The following is an 18534-nucleotide window of genomic DNA, read 5'->3' on the forward strand; positions in this document are numbered from 1 at the left end:
TCGCCTACCCGCTCGCTCTGCTCTTTGCGCCCCAATAGGCGTCATAGCCGGTCCAGCTCTCGTCGACACGATCGAGCTTGATCCGACCGATGCGATTGTTCTGAAGACCACCGAGATAGAGATAGCCCTTGTGCTCGCGCATCGAGGTTAGCGTTGAATGCGAAATACCGGTGGGGTCCCACCAGGATTCCAGCGCCTGACCTTGTTCGTTGAACTTGACCACGCAGCCATGATTGAGCGCCGGCGCGAGCCACTCGTCGACCGGCACCTGTTTGACCATACGCATGCGAAAGCCGGGTTTCTGGGCGGCGAGGTCAAAGGTCGGCGTGCGAATGCCGACGAGCGCCAGCCAGTAATTGCCGTCGGAGGCGCGGTTGATGTTGTCGGGGTTTCCCGGTAGCGCGTCCATCAGGACCTCGGTCCTGCCTTGCTTCGGGCCGGCAAGCCAATGGCGGAAGATCTTGCAGAGAGTGGTACTGGCAATCAGTAGCGACTTGCCGTCATGCGACACGCAGACACCGTTCGGGAAATAAAACTGGCTGATGATGGTGCGCGTGGTTTTCGCCGCCGGATCGTGGCAGACGATGCGGCCATTGGGACGCGCCTCGAGGATGTCGAGGACATGTGTCGCCATCTCGTAGCGAGTGGTGCAGTCGCTGAAATAAATCTTGCCGTCGGGCGCGATGTCGAGATCGTCGGCCATGCGCAAGGTGGAATCGTCGTTGAGCTTGTACCAGGTACGGTTGGTCTCGTCGGTGACCTTGAACACCTCTCCGTCCGGCTTGACGCCATACACCCCCATGCCGGCAACGGCGACGATCAGATTTTCGTCTCGATCGAACTGCATGCCGAGCGGCCGACCGCCGATATGCGCGAAGACCTCGCGATTCCTGAAGTTCAGACCCGAGAAACGGATGATGCTGCCGTCGCCGGTCGAGCCGTAGACACGATCCTGGCGATCAAGGATGACGTCTTCCGGACCAGCGACCTGATCGAGGCCAATGGGCTCTGCGTTGATCAGGCGGTCATTCTGCGCATACGATGACGCGGAATCCGGCTGGACCGAAGGTGCCGGTGAAAGCGCAATGAATGCCGGATTGACGTAGATATTCTCTATCGCACTGCGGCGGTTCTTCGACCATCTGACATCGATGCCGACGGCCAGGAGTAGAATGATGCCAATTACGGCGGAGGTGGTGTAGCCGGGGATTCCCATCCGCACCAGGCCGTTGATCATGAGGAAAATGATCAATGCGCCGATCGTCGCGCGCCAGACCGTGCCCTTGCCGCCGCCGAGCGATATTCCACCGAGCACAGCCGCAGTGAGCGCCTGGAATTCCCATCCGACGCCAGTCGTGGAATCCGTGCTCGATTGCCGCGCGGCGTAGAAGATGCCAGCCGCCGCGCAAAGAGTGCCGGAAAGAATATAGGTGAAGAACAGAATCAGCCGGACGCGGATGCCGGCATGCCGCGCTGCCTTGCGGCTGGCCCCGACAGCGGCGAGATGCCGGCCATAGCGTGAGCGGGACAGGAAGATGTGGCAGATCAGGAGAGTGACAAACAGGGCTACGGCATTGATCGGAATGCCCATCACGCTACCGACGCCGAGGAAGTCCCAGGCGTCGCTGTCGACCGAGCTGGTAGCGAAGACCTGTGCGTAGCTGGTGTTGAGGAGGTTGACCGAGGCCCGCAGGATGATCAGCGTCACCAACGTGGTCAGAAACGGCCGGGTCTTCAGGAAACCGATCAGGAAGCCATTGATGCTGCCGAGCGCGACGCCGACGGCCAACGTGGCGGGGATCACGAGCCCGACTGGCAGTTCGAGCACGAGCAGGAAGTAGAGCGCCGAGAAATTGCAGAATGCGAAGATCGCGCCCACGCTCAAGTCGATGCCGCCGCTGATGAGGCAAAAACCCATCGCGAGCACCACCAGGTCGAACTCCGCAAACAGCCGTAGCAGCGAGAGCGTGTTTTGCAGCGTGGCATAGTCGGGAATGGTGAGCGCGAAATAGAACCATAGCGCGATCATCACGGTGAAGGGAATCACCGGCTCGAACCACTGTTTCAGGAGTAAGTCGGACAACAGCAATTTGGGCGAGAACCGCCTGACGGAAGCTGAAAACGAGTCCATCGCTGTCGACATCACGAAAATCTTCGAAAGACAAAATGCTAGTGGCCGCCCGCATGATCGCGGGCCGCCACTAGAAAATCCAAACGATCACTTTTTGGGAAGCGCAAAGCAGTTGGCGCCGTTGGCGTTGGACTTGTCGAGCCAGACCGGGCGGGTGAAGTAAACGAGATGCTTCGTCCCTGCCTTCTCTCCCGATTGCAACAGCGTTTCGGCGGCAAGGATCAGATCGTGACCCTGCTCGGTGGCCTTGTAGCTCAGGAACTTGTAGAAGCTGCCCTGGTTGACTTGGTCGCAGTCGAGCTGAGAGCCTTCGCCGGAAGCATAGACCCTCACGTCGCCGGTCTTGCCGGCGTTGCGGATCGCCTGCGCGGCGCCGGATTCCATGATGCCCCAGAAGCCGATGCTGGCGCAGAGGTCCGGGTGCTGCTGGACGACGGTTGCGGTGATGTTGAGGGCGGTGTTGGCGTCCCAATTCGCTGCCTGGTTGGAAACCACCTTGATGGCCGGATCCTTGCCGAAAACTTCCATGATGCCGCCCACCTGATCCACGCTGGCCGCCGCGGCGAGTTCACCCTGAACGATTTGCACCTTGCCGGATTTTCCCGAGCCCGTGCCGCATTGGGCGACCACATCGGTCGCGAGCATCTTGCCGACCTCGCGCCAATCGGCGCCGACAAAGGCGCCTGACTTGTAGTTTGAGGCCATGTTGATCTGGATGACGTGGGTGCCTTGGCTTTCCGCCCGCTTTAAATCCTTCATCAGAAGCGTGACGCTCGGGTTTTGCACGATCAGCACGTCAGGCTTCTGATCGACAAGCGCCGTCAGGGCCTGCTGCATGGCCGATGGGTTGTTGTTGGGGTCCCGCACCACGTACTTCATGCCGCGCCATTCGGCCTCTTCCCGCACCACGCGTCCCCATTCATCCTGCAGCGGTATGCCGAGCGCGATCGGCAGATAGGCGATGGTCTTGCCACGTAACGACTTGTCGTAGTCGGCGCGCAACTCGCGGGCGGTCTTGGTACCGCCTTCCTCCTGCGCAGTCGCTGCTAGAGGCGAGGCGGCAAGCGCAGAGGCCATCACGACGAACATCCACTTGCTAGACACGTCTCTCATTCAGTTTCTCTCCTTGGTTTGAAGCGAATTCTCGGCGTTTTTCGATCGGCTACCTACAAGTCTCCCTGGCGCGCAGTCTCCTCGTCGCGGGGATGCAGCCGATTGTCGAGTACGATGGCCGCCAGCAGCACGATTCCCTTGATGATGCTCTGCACCTCGCTATTGATATCCATGATGGTGAAGGCGTTGAGCAACGTGCCGATCAGGACGCAACCCACCATTACACTGAACATCCCCCCGCGTCCGCCGACCAGGCTGATTCCGCCGATCACAACGACCAGTATCACATCAAAGATCATCGTTCCCTGCGTGATCGCCATCTGCATGCTGCCGGTTGTGCCGATCCAGACGAGGCCTGCTGTCCAGGCGAGCAGTCCCACCAGTACATGCTCGATCACGATCAGCGGCCGGATGGCCACGCCCGACAGATGCGCCGCTTCCGGATTGTCGCCTTGCGCGTAGACGAAGCGGCCAATCGAAGTTCGCGACAGGAACAGGTGCATGACGATAGCGCAGAATGCGAACACGAAGATCGGCATGGGAACGCCGGCAACACGGCCGGCACCGAGAAACAGCAGCGCGGGTGCGTCTTTCGGGGCATAGACGACATAGGCGGGCGCGAACCAGAGCACCAGACCGTAGATCGCAAAGCCTGTAGCGAGCGTGACAAGCAAAGCCGGAACTTCGACGAAAGCCACGATGGCCCCGTTGACCACGCCGGCCGTCAACGCGAGTCCGAGCGCCACGATACTTGCCCAGCCGGCCAGCATGCCTTGCTGCATCTCGATCAGCGCGATCGACCAGGAAGCGGCCATGATCGCGATCTCGCTGAGATCAATGCCGCGGCTGATCACGATCAGCCCCATGCCGACGCCGAGGATGCCAAGGATCGAAATGCTGCGCAGCAGATCGAGCAGGTTGTTCAGCGTCGCAAATCCCTTCAGCGTCAAGCTGAAGGCAATCAGCAGGGCGATGGTGATCAACAGGACGATCTGCTCCTGGCTCGGCCTCGCCAGGTTGAAGCGAAGGCCGTTCGCCGGCGCAAGCCGGGAATCAGGGGGCACGACGCACCTCCACGATCCGCGGCTCGCCATCGACGGACGAGGCTGGAGTCAAGGGCATCGCATCGTTTCCCGGCGGCGCTCTTGCGGCGTTGTCATGATCGGTCGATCTCTGCAAGGGACGGCGCCTGGTCATGGCGAACCCATGGGGGAGGTCGGCAAGGTGAACTGAAAAGACGCGCCTTGCGGCAGGTTCTGGCTCGCCCACAGTCGCCCACCATGAGCTTCGATGATCGAACGACAAATCGAGAGTCCCATCCCCAAGCCGCTCGGTTTGGTCGTGTGGAAAGCCTCGAAAACGTGCTCGAAAGTTCCCGGCGCCAGTCCGGGACCTGAATCCCGCACCACGACGAGCACGTCAGCGGACTCGGTCTTCTCGGTGCTGATCAGCAATTCGCGCGGCCCGTCGCCGACGGAGCTCATGGCCTGGACGGCGTTAATGATCAGGTTCAGCACCACCTGTTGCAGTTGCACCCGATCTCCCGCAATCGGCGGCAAAGCCTCGGCCAGTCGCATCCGCACGGAGATATTGTTCTTTGTCACCTCGCCATGGGTGAGTTCGATCACCTCAAGGATAGCTCCGTTGATCGCCAGGCTTTCCTTCCGTGGAGGCGCCTTCTTGACGAGGTCACGGATCCTATCGATGACCTCGCCCGCCCGATTGCCGCCGGCGACGGCGCGCGCAAGCGCCTCCCGCACCTCCTTCATGTCCGGCGGCTGGCGATCCAGCCAGCGCAGCGCCGCGCTGGCGTTGGTGACGCTGGCTGCGATGGGCTGTTTCACTTCGTGAGCGATCGAGGCCGTGAGTTGCCCCATGGTGGCGACGCGGTTGGCGTGCGCGAGTTCGATCTGTACCTCGTGATAGCGGCGCGCGCTGTCGCGGGCTTCGGCTTCCGCCCGCTTGCGCTCGGTCAAGTCCAGCACGAAGCCGACGCCTTCGTCTCGCTTCTCGTCAAATGCGGTGACGCCGATCAGGACTGGGATGCGGCTGCCGTCCTTACGGAAATATTCCTTTTCAAAGGGCTGCGCGGTGCCGGTCGTCTTCACCTCCGCCACCGTCCGTGCGTCGCGCTCGTGCCATTCCGGCGGGGTCAGATCTGTGCGATTCAAGCGCCCGGAGGCGAGGTCCTCGCGGTCAAATCCGACCATCTGCAGGAACGCGTCATTGGCCTCGATCATCTGACCTTCGATATCGGACACGAAGATCCCGATGATATTAGCCTCGACCAGACGCCTGATCTTCGCTTCGCGCTCCGCGAGATCGCGGTACAAGCGGGTATTCTCCAGCGAGATCGCGGCCTGCGAGGCTAGCAGCTTTAATACGGAAATTCGGGCAGGCGAAAAGACGCGAGGAACCAGATTGTTCTCAAGGTACAGCACGCCGATCAGTTCGGCTCGATTGAGCAGCGGCAGACAGAGAACTGAGCGGGCTTGGCACTGATGGATGTATGGATCCCCCGCGAACAGGGACTGCGCCGCCGCATCGTCGAGAATGATGCTCTCCCGGGTGCGCAGGACGTAGCGGAGCACGGACTCTGGGAGCGTCGCCGCGGTCACGGGCTCGTCGCGTAAATGCACCGTCACGGTACCACCGGTCGTTGTGGCTTCCGCGGCGGTTCGTGGTTGGGTTCCCGGAGCGAGAACTAGGACGACCCGTTCGGCGCCTGCCTGAGCCATTGCAGTCCGCATCAACGTGTCGAGCAGCCTTTCGAAGACAATCTCACCTGATATGGCTTGCGACACCTTGATCACAGTCGCGAGATCGAGGTTTTCGACGGTGGTGGTCGTCCCAGTCGCGCCGATCGGAGCGGATGCTGGGTCTGCCTCCCGAAGGTGCTGATACAGCTCGTCGAGTTGCCGCACCTTGCCGTCCGCGCCCCAGCGCAGATAGCAATATCGCGCGTCCCGCAGATATGCATTCGCGATCTTCTCGAAACCACGCGCCGCGTAGAACTGCGCAGCGCGTTCGTTGGCAAGCGCTTCGGTGTGAGCGAAGCCGCTTGCGCGGGCCGAACGGATGGCCTGTTCGTAGAGGCGCATGGCGTCCACATCACGGCCTTCGATGCGGGCGATCTCGGCCCCGACCAGCGCCTCGCGATCACGGAAGTTCTCGTGGCAGTTCGCCGCCCAGACCGTCAGCCGGTCGTGATGGGTGCGCAACTGCGCCAAGTGTTGTCCTGGTTCGGGGCCGGATTGGCCATCGCAGTGTCCTGCATGAGCAAGGGCCGCATAGAAATGATATTCGGCGACCTCCAGATGAGCGGGTGACGTCCAAAGGAGTACCCGCGCCTTCTCTGCGGTCGCTAGCGCGGCGGCAAAATCGCGCGCAATAATCTGCGCGTGCAACTTGCGGATCCAGTAGAAGCATAGGGCGATGGCCCGGCCGCCAACGTCGTTTTCCATCCTGGCCTGCAACGTCCGCTCGTCGAGCTCAGCGTCGCTGAAGCAGGACAGACCGGTCGTCAACCCCCGCAGCGCTCGAACGAGCTGCACGTGGATGGTCACGACGTCGATCATGAGTACAAATTTGGACTTTCGCACGAATGTCAGCGCGCTCTCGGCCTCCCGCTGCACCGTGGGCAGCGGAACGCCGGCCGGGAGCTGACCGGAGATCACGCTCTTCCACGCATAGACGGCGTAGGTCAAGTCGCCGACTTCCTGACCGACGGCGAATGCACGCCGGTGCAAATCCACGACTTCGTTGAACGGCCTCGACCACGGGAGGATGAAATTCGCGAAGCCAAAATAGACTTGCGTCTTGAAGCTCGTCAGCTCACGTCTTTCGACGAGATCGAAGCCAAGCTTTCCGAGGCGGAATCCGGATCGGTAGTCGTCAAAGACGAATCCCGTGTACGCACCCACCCAGACATAGGCGAACGGGGCAGCATCGCTGTTGCCGTGTTCGAGGCTGAGGTTGGCGATGCGGCTCACCATCAGCCGGTGCAGGTTTTGGTCCGTGAAGAACGCCGGTGAGAGCGCCCAGATGAGAACGTCGCTCGTCGCGCGCCATTCCGGATTCACCATCCGCGGCAGGTCGATGAGCTCCTCGATAGTGCGCGTCCCGAGCCGTCGCCAGAAGGCATCGTATTCGTCTTTCACCTCCTCGTCGGTCGGATGGGGTGACCAGTGGATGTTTCTGCGCGCGAGGAATTCGAGACAGACCGACACTCCGATGTCCAGGCGTCCCATGGTCGTGTAGAGCGTCATCTGTGCTGCCGTGACCGCGGCCTGATCCACGACTGTCTTGACGCGAGCAGAGAGGGTCGTGAGCCGCCTGTCGGCCATCGCGAGGTCGCCGATTAGGTGCTCGCATTCCGCGCGGTGCAACTCGAGCTCGAACATCAGCTCGTGCCGGAGCTCCCATGAGCTTTCCGACAGCAGTGCCGCACCTGTGACCAGATAGGTCAGCGCCGAGGCGTATGCGGTAGAGGCCTTGGCTCGTTTGCCCGCAAGCAGGTTGAATTCGGCCAGTTGCTCGCGCTCTTCCCGCGACGTGATCAAGGCCGCGCCTCGGTTGAGCTGATTGACGATGTCGAAGATCGCTTCGTCGCGCTTTTCGACAGGTATGTTCGCGACGAGCAGTCTTCCGATGCGAAGGTGAACGTCGCCGCGTTGCTCTTCCGGGATCAGCGAATAGGCCGCTTCCTGGATGCGGTCGTGGACGAAGCGGTAGGCGTCCGGCTGGCGCTCGACCAGCTCTTGGCGGACGGAGGGCCATAGGGCTGCGTGGACCTGCTCCTCGTCCGTCGCGAAGACGATCGAAGCGGTCGTGACCTCGGCGCTATTGCCGAAGCAGGCAAGAAGCTGCAACGCCTTTTGCGTTTCGACCGGCAGGCGGGCGAGCTTCCCGACCATGAGGTTCACGACGTTGTCGGTATATCCTCGGGCGTGAATACGCTTGATATCCCAGGACCAGCGAACGGACTCGTAGTCGAAGGAGAGCATCTTCTCTTCGGCGAGCGCAGAGAAGAATTGAATGGCGAAGAACGGATTGCCTCCGGTCTTTTCATGCACCAGTCGGGCGAGCGGCGCGGCTTGCTCCGGTTCGCAGCGAAGGGCGTCGGCGATGAGCTGCGCGAGATGCTTCCGGGCGAGCGGCGCAAGCGTGATCTCGGCGACCTTTCCGTCGGCCGCTTTGATACCGTCCAGCTTGAGCCGCAGCGGATGCGCGGCATCGACTTCATTGTCTCGGTAGGCACCGATCAACATGAGGTGCGCCAAGTCCGAGCGGATCAACAGATCTTCCAGCAGTTCGATGGTCGCCGCGTCGAGCCATTGCAGATCGTCGAGGAAAAGTGCCAGCGGATGCTCGGGCCGGGCAAAGACGCCGATGAACCGCCGAAACACCAGTTGGAAACGCCGTTGTGCGTCCTGGGGCGGAAGTTCGGGCACAGGTGGCTGATCGCCGATGATAAGGCTCAATTCCGGGACGAGATCGACCATGAGCTGAGCGTTCAGACCAAGGGCGTCCAGCAGCGCCTCGCGCCAATGCGTGAGCTCAGCGTCGCTCTTGCTGAGTAGCGGGCGCACCAGACTCTGAAAAGCCTGCGCGAGCGTCGCATAGGGGATGTCGCGCTTCAACTGATCGAACTTGCCGGACGCAAATAACCCGCGCGGCGGCACAAGCGCCTTGTGCAGCTCATTGACCACCGAAGATTTGCCGATACCGGAATATCCGGCGACCAACACGAGCTCCGGCGCGCCGCTCTTGACGATGCGATCGAAGGCGGTGAGCAAGGTCTCGATCTCCCGCTCGCGCCCATAAAGCTTCTCCGGAATCACCAGCCGGTCGGGCACATCGTGCGCGGCAAGGGGAAATTCCTCAATCCGGCGTTGAGCCTCCCATGCAGCGAGGCATCGCTGCAGGTCGCTCTCCAGGCCCGCTGCGGTCTGGTAGCGGTCCTCCGCCGTCTTGGCGAGCAGTTTCATGATCACCTTCGAGACGGCGTCAGGAACGTCCTGCAGCCGTTCCGCCGGTGCAATCGGTCGCATCGCGATATGGCTGTGCACCCAGTCCATCGGGTCGGACGCGGAGAATGGAAGTTGACCCGTGAGCATCTGGTAGAAGGTGGCCCCGAGCGCATAAAGATCGCTGCGGGAGTCGATCGACCGATTCATCCGTCCGGTCTGCTCCGGTGCCATGTACGCCAGCGTGCCAGCGATCGTCTCCGGCGGCTCGGGCGCCTGGCGTTCGCGCGGAAGCCGCGAAGCGATTCCGAAACCGGTCAGCCTGATTTCGCCGGACCCGGGATTCATCAGGATGTTGTGCGGCTTGATATCCTTGTGTACGATGCCTTGCTGATGGACCTTGCCGAGAGCCGCCGTGATGCGCACGGCGTGTCGCAAGAAGCTACCCATCTCCATGGGCTGGCTGAGATGGCAGTTGAGTGGCTCTCCGCCAGGATCCTCCAACACCAGGATCGGCTGTCCGTCATCATTGACAAGCTCGAGCGGCCGCAGCGCCCAAGCACTGTCCAGTTCGTCCCGCAATCCATATTCGTGAGCTAAACGAGCGAGGGCGGCGGGATGCGGGCGCTCCTCATTGAGCCGCACCTCCAGCACGGCACTGCGATGGTCGTCGGTGCTTCGGCGCCATCCTCGAGAGAAGGCGAAATCATCGTTCTCCCACAGAACCCGAGACCCGCTATCCCTCTCAGTGTCGAGACGAGAAGATGGCTTCAACTGCAAGTCTCCACCATCAAGCCGGGGGTAGCCAGCCGATCTTACAGCGGATTACGTCCGCCCGGCACAACGGAGCTCGGTTGCTAGCATAGGCGAAACCGTCTGGCGATACAGCTTTTAGGCGATCGCCACCGCAGGCGATCGGACGGCGGTTGACGCTGTTGAATCGGCGTTCCTTGCACTGCGCAACCGCAACGAATTGCGCCGCCCAGGCACGCTTAGGCGGGCAGGGGATGCGATCGTCCCGCCGCAACACATCGCCTACGTGGCTGGAGAAATCCATTCAGCGCTCATGTGTCTCGTTGCTTCGCAGCTTGTACCGACCATGCCCGTGAGATTCGTTGCTGACCAGTAGCGTATTGCCTTCATCATATCGGCGATTGGCGGCAGCATGCCTTGTACAAAATTGCCCAAAATGGTCTAAAACGATCAAGAAGGCGACCCCGGAAACTGTGCCTTGGCGCCCGCATCCCGGGGCTCATTGCCGGCCTCCTCATCGCAAGCGCCTAGGGCACAGGTCAGCGAAGATTTCCGGGATACGAATCTGGAGGTGCTATCTTCTCAACGCCTTCTCAAGGCATTCAACGAGCGTTTCCGTTTCAAACGGCTTGCGGAGAAAACACCATGCTCCGCTGGTCATGGCCTTTTCCTTTAACCCCGGCTCGGATCGGGCGGTGATCATGATCACCGGCGCGCCGCCGTGACGCTCGTCAAGCTGGCGTTTGAGCTCGAAGCCGCTCATGCCCGGCATATGGATGTCTGTGATTGCGCAGGCGAATCGTGCAACATCGTTGCACGCAAGGAAGTCCTCGGCAGATGTGAAGCCGCGGGCGTCGTAGCCTAGCGACCGGACCAGGCCGACCAGCGCGTCCCGCATCGATTCGTCATCGTCGACGATCGAAATCAAATACTCGGTCGCCCTGCGCATTTCCATTCAGGCCTCCGCTGTGATTTGCCTGTATCGGCCGGCGAATCATCTCTCACCGTGCCGTGCCTTTGGTTTCCTTCAGGGCATCTGCCATGCGAACTAGGTCGGCCAGAGAACGGGCCCTCATCTTTCGCATTGCGGCGCCACGATGAATTTTGACAGTCACTTCGCTCAGCCCAAGCTCGTCCGCGACCTGCTTGTTCAGCCTGCCCGCAGTCACCAACGCCATGACCTCCCGCTCACGCGGTGAAAGGGTTGCGTAGCGATCGCCGATAGCGAGCAACTGAGTTTCCTTCTCGCGTTGCTTTCGATTCCGGTTGATTGCCATCGTGACCGCGTCGATCATGTCTTGATCGCGGAACGGTTTGGGCAGGAAATCGACTGCACCTGCCTTCATGGCCCGGACCGACATCGGAATGTCCCCATGTCCGGTCATCAGGATCACGGGCAGGCGTATGCCAAGCCCGGCGAGCTGTTCCTGGAAGTCCAGGCCGCTTATGCCGGGCAAGCGGATATCGAGAACGATGCAGCCGTGCGCCTCCAGGCAGTCAGACTGCAGAAATTCCTGGGTGGTGCCGTAAATCCGCGCATCTAGCCCAACGGATCGCAACAGGCTGGACAGCGCATAACGCAGCGAATCATCGTCGTCGACGATATGCACAATGGGTGGCTTCTCTGGCGCCTGGGCCATGTCATGTTCCTGCCGGCAGTAGGTTGATTCATCCATAGCAAAGCCTCGGACGGCATTGTCATCGCACGAAGGTATAGGTGACGCAAATCGGTGCCGATGGTTTGCGTCTTTGTCCAATTTTCAGCGAAAGGGCGAGCAGAGTTAGCTGGAGGGCTCGCCTTTCTCGCAGGTCCCTCTCTTTCGCGATATCCATACCGAAGTGTGAATGGGTTAGACCAATGCACGATTGGCGCGCGGCGGTGCGTCCAACATCCTTCCGCTCACGTTGCGGACGAGTCTAGTGAGACGCGAGTTGCGCAAGGCTCCTCCAAAAGCGGATCATTCGGATGGGAAGGTCTGTCACGCACAGAACATCGAACGAAGAAACTGGCAAGTATTCGGTGCAGGCGCCGCGCGCGTTCACTCTGGAGGGGATTTCTGATCTCCGGATACGACCCTTCAACGTCAACCTGACGGATCGCGCCGATCCGATAGCGCCTGTTGCGTATACGGATTGCCACCAAGGGTGGTCCGACGGTTGCGCGAGCACATCGACACCAATATTGATCAGCGGATCAGTGTCGAAGCGCTGGCCAAGCTTGCGAACCTTTCGGTGTGCTACTTTGTGCGTGCGTTCAAGCAATCGGTTGGAACAACGCCGCACGACTACCTGATCCGGCAGCGGGTTGAACGCACGATGAGACTCCTGTCGGACACCGATATGCCGCTATCAGAAATTGCGCTTGCCACCGGCTTTGCAGATCAAAGCCACTGCGCGCGCCGTTTCCGGCAACATGTCGGCATGTCGCCGCGTGGCTACCGATGGTGCCGTGAAGGTTGAGAAAGAGGAGCTGCACCTGCCGCACCGTTCTCCCTTGGGCGCAGTTGCAAGACCCGCGATCGAGTGCCACAGAGCTCTATGACCATCGTCTTGAAGCTGCACTTCGCGAGAGCTCGCCTGAGGAGATCGGGTTCGCCGTACTTCGCCGAAGGATCCCGCAGGAAACCCATCTGCCGGCCCTCGAGGGGCGCCCCGCCCAATCCTCAAAAACGGGTCCGAAAATGCCGCTTACTCCCTGCTGCCGATGGAAAGGGGACGGCGGGAGTGCCCTTACGCGTTCTGGCTCGGGCAGGGGACAGAACGGGGCGTTTGTCATCGCGGCCAGCCAATCGGGGCCGGCAGGGAAGCCCACCAGGCGCGCGGGCGAACTCAACTCAATGCCGGTGCATCAATCCGCAAGGTCTGGCAACAGAAAGGTAGCGCGGGATCCCTGAAGGAGCCGCGCCGCTCCAAAATGCGAGCCCAGATGGTCAAGGACGCGATCTGCTCGCAGGCCAGACGATCAGCCATGGTTGCCGGCCGACCGAGACCATCGATCAGGCCGCGCTCGATCTCGTCCTAAGCAGCCTGATCCTGGGCGCGGAGTTCATGGTATCGGCGCCAGCCGCGGCTTTTCGGGATTGGTGAATCGTTCGCCATATGTTCGCTTATATGCGAAGCAGCATCGGAATCGATAACACATTGATGTTACTATTGTTTTGCACCTTATGGGTGCTTGTCAGGTTCCAAGGTGACCGGCCGCAGAGGCCCAGCGGAGGCCGGTGAGAGGCCTGCCGGAATCCGGCACCGAAGGCCGGCCGAGAGACGCCACGCGCTGGACGGCCCGCGAGCGCGGGCTGGCGAGGCGATCAGCGGAAAGTGGTTCCTAAATTGAAGGGCTGACGGACCCGCATGGCTCTCGGGTTATGAGCACGTGCGCGTGCCGCCAATTTCTGAGCACGTGACCGTTCCAACATTCATGGTGCTTTTGGGCGTAGCCAATCAAGGCCATGACAATCAGAGCCACTGCGACGCATCCGGCTACGATGTTCTTTACCATGGCTGCCACTCCCGCGGGACCGCGCGGCCAAGGCTTGGATGGAACACCCAGTGATAGCAGCCGTCAATGCGTCGCGGTCTCGACACCGCGAGTCGGCGGCTTGCTAGCGGAGGCGCGAGATCATGCTGATGTCGACCGCGTAGCTCTTCGCGATCTCCGCCAGCGTCTCGCCTGCAGCTCGGCGCCGCAGCGCTTCTTTCCGCTGGTACTCCGACAGTTTCGGCTTGCGGCCGAACTTTACGCCAGCGGCCTTGGCGCGGGTCCGGCCCTCTCCGGTGCGCTCGCGGATCAGGTCGCGCTCAAACTCCGCGATAGCGGCCAGCAACGTCGAGAGCAGCCGCCCCTGCGAGCTGGACGTATCCCACAAGGGGTCGCCGAGGCTACGGAAGGCGGCGCCGGCCTTGCCAATACGCTCAATCAGGTCGAGCAGCTCGCGGGTGCTGCGGCCGAGGCGGTCCAGTTTCGTGACCAACACGACGTCACCGGGCTGCAGCACGGCCATAAGCTTCGCGAGCTGCGGCCGATCGGCCCGGGCTCCGCTGATCTTCTCCTTGAAGATGGTCTCGGCGCCGGCCGCTTTGAGGGCTTCAAGCTGGCCGGTGAGATGCTGATCCTGGGTCGAGACGCGGGCGTATGCGAGGACTGCCATTTCCGCCTCCAGTTTCGCAAGTAACTTTCGCAAAGCATAAGCCGTTGATTCCCCTTGTCCAGAACTTTTTTGTGAAACTTAGGAGTTTTGCAAATAGCGGAACCATTCGCCGCGGCCGTCATTGTTGAGGCTGGTACCACTCGCCTCCCACGTACCCCGGCGGGGAGCGCAGCGGCACCGGGCGGCCGGCCGCAAGATCGGCGGATCCGACGGGCGGCCGGTCGTCAGGCCGACAAGCCGACGTGCAGGGGAACCGCTTTGAAAATTGCCGATTGATTTAGGGTGCTAATGCGTGGAGGCCGTCATGCGCATTCACCTTCCCCACAACCCGTCGATCGACTGGGTCACGGTAACAGCCGCCAGCCTATTAGTGCTGGGGTTCGCTTCAGCCATCGCAGTCCTGCTGGTCCGCTAGTCGCAGCCCGGGGGAATAGGAAAAAATCCCGCACGGACGTGTCTGTTTCTCGGCCGTCGGAAGTGTATTTTTTGTTTTGGATGTTACGCCGTCAGTCATCATCGTGCAGTAGCATCCCCTCCTTCTGGAACGTGTGGTCCGTCCGGTAATAGCTCTCAATGAAATCGTCACCGTTGCCGGCGAAGAAGCTGTACATCCCGTATTCGTCGAGGTCTTTGAAATAGAAGCCCACCCTGGTCTCGGCGAAGTGGTCGAGGTGGAAAGCCTGAAGGTGAGCAGTCTCGAACACCTTCTCGCCGTGCTTCGCTCGCCACAAGGGTTGGTCGCGCTCGCGCCAGTGATACTCTCGCATCCCCTTGTTGATGTTCCGATACAGGCGGTTGTCTTTCTCTAGCCGCTCATTGGCGACCTTCGGCCGATTCACATTTCTCGACCGCTGCCACAGGTACCATCCGCCAGCGATCACCAGCACGATAAGAAATGACCCATCCATAATTGCTCCCCCCCAGGAGCGCATTAGATCCACCGTGGCGCGAAACCCTCGCCGGGCGGGAAAAGCCGACCCGGCACGTCAAGGGCGGCTTTACCAAAGTTTTCGGTAGGAATACCGTACGACGATTCACCGGAATGGTGACGGCTCTTTCAGTCGCAACCTGATTGAGCCGTCACCAGCGGGAGTAGCGCCGAGGGGTCAGGAGCCGGTTTTTAAAGCCTTTGTCAGGGGCGCCGGTTTCCTGTCCCTCTCCGTGCACACGAATCGGCGTGAGCACGTAGGGGTGATTGGACACCCGGGTGCCAACTCGACGCAACGCACAACCGACCTATCCACTAACTTACGAACAGGCACATGCCTGTTATTTGTGCGAATCTTGCACTTTGTTCGTGTGAGCCCGCGCGGACGCATGGGCGCCGCGCTCCTCGTCAGAACGGACAGTCCGAATCATCGTCATCGATCGGCGTGACCTCGACCAGCTCGCCGCGGATGACCTTGAATATTGCGTTCGACCGGACGATGGTTCCGTCCGTCATGTGCAACGTCGAGCCGTCGTCGTCCGTTCGCTCGATGCGGATCACGAACGAGGCGTTCACACAGCCCCCGTCGATGGTCTGGATCCATGTCATGGCTGCCTCCACGTCGAGAGGATGTCGCGGCCGCGCCGGATCTGGATGGCGGTGATGCCGAACTTCGCGAGATTGAAGCTCGGCGGCTCGATCGCGTCGGCGCGGAACGACGCGAATGCCGACGGTGTCCGCGTCACGCTAAATTCCGTCACGCTACCTATATTACTTATGTGGCGTGACGCATTTTTGCGTGACGCTCGATAGCGCTTAGCACGCTCGGAATCTTGCGCCTTTTTGCGCGCCAACTTGTCTTGTTCCGACAGTGCTAGAGCCGGCCGGCCACGCTTGCGCCCGGTGCTGTTTTTGGCGCGGTGTTTGCGCGCACGGGCCGCGGCCTTCTCGCGCTTGATGCCGAGGCGGATCTCGTAGCTGAGATCGTCGCAGGCACCGAGGAAACGCAGGCCGAGCATTTCGCGGTCGCTCACGGTGATGCCGAGCACCATGGCGCACTGATCAGCGTTCCATCTTTTGTTTGAGGTCTCGGTCTCGGCGATGATGCGGTCAAGCTCGGCCTTGCTGAACCGTTTACCCCAACAGCGGCACCAGTTGCGGACTGACCGCATCGGGTTGTCGGGGTTGGCGAGCCAAGCATGATCGGCGCCCCAGCGGGGGATGCTACGTCCTCTGTCGTCATGCGGCAGCTCGGTCCATCCGCGATAGGTGAACCACTTGCGCGCCTCCTTGAGCCTGCTGCGGGCGCGGATGACGCGCGCCTCGTCTTCGTGCTGATTCATCGCAGCACCTCCGCATTTTGTGCGGCTGATGCTTGCGCTGTGTGAGTGGTCGGACTATTTAGGGGACGTTGGTGTTGTTCTTTGGCGAGACAACATGTTTGAAGGGCCGCTACCTCATTCGAGGGGCGGCCTTTCAGCTTTTCCGGTGGCATTAAAGCATCCTCTCATCGTTCGGTTCATGGGTCTGGTCTCCTTTGATTGAACCGGCGCTGCGAACACCGGCGCGGTCGTGCGCGCTGCGAACGCGCATCTGCTCGCGGATGTCGTGCAGACGATCGGCAGGGCGGCGGTTGAGGGGAGGGGGCACCATCACCGGCTCCCCGGTTCGGACAAGCTAGGATTGTCGTTATTGCTCAGTGCAGAGATTTGAGCTGTTTTGTCCGAACGGGCATTGAAAATATTCAGCCTGCGGCACCCTTCCAAGCTGAATACGAGGGTTCGATTCCCTTCACCCGCTCCAATCATTTCAACGGCTTACTCGACAGTTTTTTTGTCGCAAGAATCGTTGGTGGCAACTATGGTGGCAATTTCTCTACCTAAAGTTTCACCAATGAATGAGATATCGGACGATAATCGAACAACAGCAATGGGGCTGCTCACAGACGCTAAAGAGATGTTGGCGGCTGCAAAGCAGTTGCATGACTCGGACGTTTGGAAGGTTCAGCGACCGACCTACTACCTTCTCGGACACTCGATAGAGTTGGCGCTGAAGTCGTTTCTGCTGGCGAACGGGACCAGTCCAGGAACACTAAAGAAGAAACTTGGCCACAACCTGACGAAGACAGCGCGCCGGGTAATCGCCGCCAGATCAAATTCCGTGTCGCCGATAGTTCAAGAATACTTGGCTGCCATCGACCTATTAAATCACTACTATCAGGCTAAAGAACTTGAGTACCGCGTGACAGGTACGAAAAGATACCCAGGAAAGGAAACGCTGTTCGCGTTTCTTGAAGCTGTCATTCCAAATATTGAGCCGGTCGCGTATAAGGCGTTACTCACAAAATGAAAAGCCGCCTCACGGGCGGCTGCGAAAAAGCGTTTTGCGGAAGTCTAGGCGTCAGCACGCCTAGGCTGCATGGTCAGCACGATATCCTTCGCTACCAGTTCCGCCACAATGCGACGGACTGCTTGCTGGTCGTCAAACGAAAGCTTGGCATTGCGCATGATTATGCCTTGAACGTCAATTTGGCCCATCTGGCGCTTCACTTCCGCTGCAACCGCTTCAGCCGTCCACTGCTTGATGTCCTCACGAGTTATTTGCAATTCGTTCGCCATAAAGTTGCGAAACATCGCGTAGCGGTTTTCTGACATTTTCTTTCTCCGGTTTATGCCGCACCCACGCGCAGCCACGAAAGCAATTTTACCGCAGTTTTATTTGCTTGCGTAAATGTATGGCCGGAACTGTTGTTTTTGGTGGCAACTTTGGTTTGGTGGCAAGTTGGTCCGAGTGAGTAAAGGTTTGAAGGGCAACGATAATTTGCGGAAAACGTCGAAAAACCCTGTAAAATAAGATGTTTTCGGTGGCTTATGGTGATCCGCCGTGAAGCCCGATTATGCCATCGGATGTGCCTTCCAAGCTGAATACGAGGGTTCGATTCCCTTCACCCGCTCCAGCCTCTCTCCACTAAAAATCACGACAAAACAACGTGTTGCATGCACTCTCGCGTGCAGTCAAATCTGCATGAGAGGCTTGGATGGTGCGCTTTCGGGCGCACATAGGGCGCAAGCTCGCGAGCAGCGCTTGACTTATAGGATTGTTCCGAATCGATCGATCGCAAGAAATCAGCTTGAGAATCTGATGCAACATTGTTGTTGCGAATGTTCAACAGCCTTTCGTGCATCTCGGTATTGAGACTCGCTTGCGTCAGTCACGCGCGAGCAGCGCACTATGCGGCAACTATCCTTGGACGAATACGCTCTCGCAATCATGTGCGAGGCACTTTTCGTGACGATCATGCCGGGTGTGCAGCTTGGCAGTTTGAGCTGCTGCCGGTTTGATGGACACCAAGATTGGCAGCGGCGACTAGCATCCTAGCATTAGGGTCTGTACTCAATAAGGATTCCCAGGACTAAGGGATTGTGATTCAAGCTTTCCAGCACATGGAGGCTTGGATGGCAAAGCAGGCTTACTGGCTGAGCGATGCGGAAT

13 protein-coding genes are annotated in these 18534 nt (G+C 60.0%); 2 read left to right on the forward strand and 11 right to left on the reverse strand.

The window, feature by feature from the left end; translation table 11 throughout:
* Window positions 1-4: 4 nt before the first annotated feature.
* The 6 genes from AC630_RS24300 to AC630_RS24325 all read right to left on the reverse strand — a co-directional run bounded on the left by AC630_RS24300 (window position 5) and on the right by AC630_RS24325 (window position 11642).
* The gene (locus AC630_RS24300; protein ID WP_083636367.1) at window positions 5-2143 is read right to left on the reverse strand and encodes an ABC transporter permease; all 2139 of its coding nucleotides are present in this window, start codon (window positions 2141-2143) and stop codon (window positions 5-7) included.
* A 75-nt stretch (window positions 2144-2218) separates the two neighbouring features.
* Window positions 2219-3244: a sugar ABC transporter substrate-binding protein gene (locus AC630_RS24305; RefSeq protein ID WP_074120965.1), complete on the reverse strand. Its 1026-nt coding sequence runs from the start codon at window positions 3242-3244 to the stop codon at window positions 2219-2221.
* 53 nt (window positions 3245-3297) lie between these two features.
* On the reverse strand, window positions 3298-4308 hold the full coding sequence (locus tag AC630_RS24310; RefSeq protein WP_245330497.1) for an ABC transporter permease: 1011 nt from the start codon (window positions 4306-4308) through the stop codon (window positions 3298-3300).
* 129 nt (window positions 4309-4437) lie between these two features.
* Window positions 4438-9987, reverse strand: a complete 5550-nt coding sequence (locus AC630_RS24315; protein WP_074120980.1) for a trifunctional serine/threonine-protein kinase/ATP-binding protein/sensor histidine kinase — start codon at window positions 9985-9987, stop codon at window positions 4438-4440.
* A 553-nt stretch (window positions 9988-10540) separates the two neighbouring features.
* Window positions 10541-10921, reverse strand: a complete 381-nt coding sequence (locus AC630_RS24320) for a response regulator transcription factor (RefSeq protein ID WP_074120967.1) — start codon at window positions 10919-10921, stop codon at window positions 10541-10543.
* Between the two features lie 46 nt (window positions 10922-10967).
* Window positions 10968-11642, reverse strand: coding sequence for a response regulator transcription factor (locus AC630_RS24325; protein WP_245330498.1), 675 nt, complete (start codon window positions 11640-11642; stop codon window positions 10968-10970).
* Between the two features lie 481 nt (window positions 11643-12123).
* On the opposite strand from AC630_RS24325, the gene AC630_RS24330 reads away from it, so the two are divergent.
* The gene (locus tag AC630_RS24330) at window positions 12124-12426 is read left to right on the forward strand and encodes a helix-turn-helix domain-containing protein (RefSeq protein WP_074120968.1); all 303 of its coding nucleotides are present in this window, start codon (window positions 12124-12126) and stop codon (window positions 12424-12426) included.
* A gap of 1142 nt (window positions 12427-13568) precedes the next feature.
* Here AC630_RS24330 and AC630_RS24335 read toward each other — a convergent pair.
* The 4 genes from AC630_RS24335 to AC630_RS44180 all read right to left on the reverse strand — a co-directional run bounded on the left by AC630_RS24335 (window position 13569) and on the right by AC630_RS44180 (window position 16385).
* Window positions 13569-14114: a recombinase family protein gene (locus AC630_RS24335; RefSeq protein WP_074120969.1), complete on the reverse strand. Its 546-nt coding sequence runs from the start codon at window positions 14112-14114 to the stop codon at window positions 13569-13571.
* Between the two features lie 506 nt (window positions 14115-14620).
* A complete protein-coding gene (locus AC630_RS24340) occupies window positions 14621-15022 on the reverse strand; it encodes a hypothetical protein (RefSeq protein WP_074120970.1) in 402 nt (133 codons plus the stop codon).
* 428 nt (window positions 15023-15450) lie between these two features.
* Window positions 15451-15651 carry a hypothetical protein gene (locus AC630_RS24345; protein WP_074120971.1) on the reverse strand — a complete coding sequence of 67 codons (201 nt, stop codon included), beginning with the start codon at window positions 15649-15651 and terminating at the stop codon, window positions 15451-15453.
* Entirely contained in the window at window positions 15648-16385 is a 738-nt protein-coding gene (locus AC630_RS44180; protein ID WP_074120972.1) for a hypothetical protein, read from the reverse strand. Before AC630_RS44180 ends, AC630_RS24345 begins: the two co-directional genes overlap by 4 nt.
* 508 nt (window positions 16386-16893) lie before the next feature.
* Here AC630_RS44180 and AC630_RS24355 point away from each other — a divergent pair.
* The gene (locus tag AC630_RS24355) at window positions 16894-17391 is read left to right on the forward strand and encodes a HEPN domain-containing protein (protein WP_143198270.1); all 498 of its coding nucleotides are present in this window, start codon (window positions 16894-16896) and stop codon (window positions 17389-17391) included.
* A 44-nt stretch (window positions 17392-17435) separates the two neighbouring features.
* Here AC630_RS24355 and AC630_RS24360 read toward each other — a convergent pair whose 3' ends face one another.
* Window positions 17436-17696 (reverse strand): hypothetical protein, encoded by a 261-nt coding sequence (locus AC630_RS24360; protein ID WP_143198271.1) that lies wholly within the window; start codon window positions 17694-17696, stop codon window positions 17436-17438.
* Window positions 17697-18534: the final 838 nt, after the last annotated feature.

The sequence above is a fragment of the Bradyrhizobium sp. AS23.2 genome, assembly GCF_001908185.1.
GTDB lineage: Bacteria > Pseudomonadota > Alphaproteobacteria > Rhizobiales > Xanthobacteraceae > Bradyrhizobium.